At 38.0% G+C, this 1,399-nt stretch carries 1 protein-coding gene; it reads left to right on the top strand.

The genetic code is table 11. The features are described 5' to 3' along the window. Positions 1 to 259 precede the first annotated feature (259 nt). On the top strand, positions 260 to 1,312 hold the full coding sequence (locus FEM33_RS25265) for an IS110 family RNA-guided transposase (protein WP_139014759.1): 1,053 nt from the start codon (positions 260 to 262) through the stop codon (positions 1,310 to 1,312). The last annotated feature ends 87 nt before the right edge of the window (positions 1,313 to 1,399 follow it).

Genomic DNA, 1,399 nt, shown 5'->3' with positions numbered 1-1,399 from the left:
CTCCTATGTTTACAAACTTAACTTAGTCGAAAGTATAAAAGTTAGATTTGTAAGATAAAGTGATAAAAGGATGAGAGCAGATTGACCCCTCAATAACTCAGGTAGTATATTGGTATTAAGAAATTGCCTCATCCATTTTTATCTTTTCGAGTCTGAACAGAATGTAAGGAGTTGAGATGTGCTCAATATCCAGAATATCCAGCCAGGAGACAAGACGAACCGGGAGATTCATCACTTTGTGTTAACAATTAACATTAGAATGATGAACATTTTAAAACAAGTATTAGGAGTAGATGTTGCCCAGAAAGAACTGGTTGTTACGCTAGGCCGGTTGCTGTCAGATTTAAGCATTGAGCTGTATGCTTACAAAGTTTTCAGTAATACCGAAAATGGTTTTTCATCCTTGCTTACATGGACTAATAGGTTGATTGATCCTGATATAGAACTACGGTTTGTGATGGAAGCAACAGGAGTATACCATCAGAAGTTTGCTTATTTTCTGGATGATCATGGTTACGGATTGAGTATCATTCTGCCAAACAAGATCAGCAATTACATCAAGACTTTAGAGGTTAAAACCGTTACTGACAAAAGCTGTTCTGAGGCCATAGCCAGGTTTGGGTTAGAGCGAAAATTAGATAGCTGGAAGCGTCCCAACAGTACATATAAAAATCTTCAACAGCTTACAAGAGAACGTGATCAGATCGTATTGGAGCGCTCAGCAGTAAAAAATCAGCTGCATGCAGAAAGTCAAGAAGCAGAACCGCATGAGCGGAGCTTAGAGCGTTTAAAGGAGCGGATCAGTTTTCTCAACAGACAAGAACAGGAAATTAAGGAAGATATCAATCAGGTTGTTAATCAGGATACAGAGCTCAAAAAAGAGGTAAAGATTATCAGTAGTATTCCAGGAGTCGGAGAGTTGACAGCTATTATTATTTTGGCAGAAACAAACGGTTTTGAATTGATACGAAATAAGAAACAGCTTTCAAGTTATGCCGGCTTTGATGTCAAAGAAAAACAGTCCGGTACTTCGGTGAAAGGCAAGCCAAGGATATCAAAAAAAGGGAATCGAACCCTAAGGAAGGCCATGTATTTCCCTGCAATTACCGCAGTGAAATGGGATGAGAATTTCAAAAATATGTATATAAGAATCGTCAGTAAACAAGGAATCAAAATGAAGGCTTTGATAGCTGTCCAAAGAAAATTATTGGAGTTGGCCTTTACGCTTTTTAAGACAAAAGCGAAATATGACAAGTCATTCGAGGCCCGAAAGGCAGAGCAAAAAAATAGCATGTCCGCACAAAATGCATAAACATGCTATACTGGCTGGCTCTTGGCTGCCTTCAAAAACAAATGTATAAAAAAATGTAATTTTATAGGTTACCAACACAGAATCTTA

This window comes from Dyadobacter flavalbus (assembly GCF_006149045.1).
In the GTDB taxonomy this organism is placed as follows: Bacteria; Bacteroidota; Bacteroidia; order Cytophagales; family Spirosomataceae; genus Dyadobacter; species Dyadobacter flavalbus.
Note: the sequence above shows the minus strand (reverse complement) of the source record. Positions and strands in the feature narration are given on the sequence as shown.

Coding starts and splice junctions, on each gene's coding strand:
- FEM33_RS25265 (WP_139014759.1), top strand. CDS start 260: ATGATGAACATTTTAAAACAAGTATTAGGAGTAGATGTTGCCCAGAAA.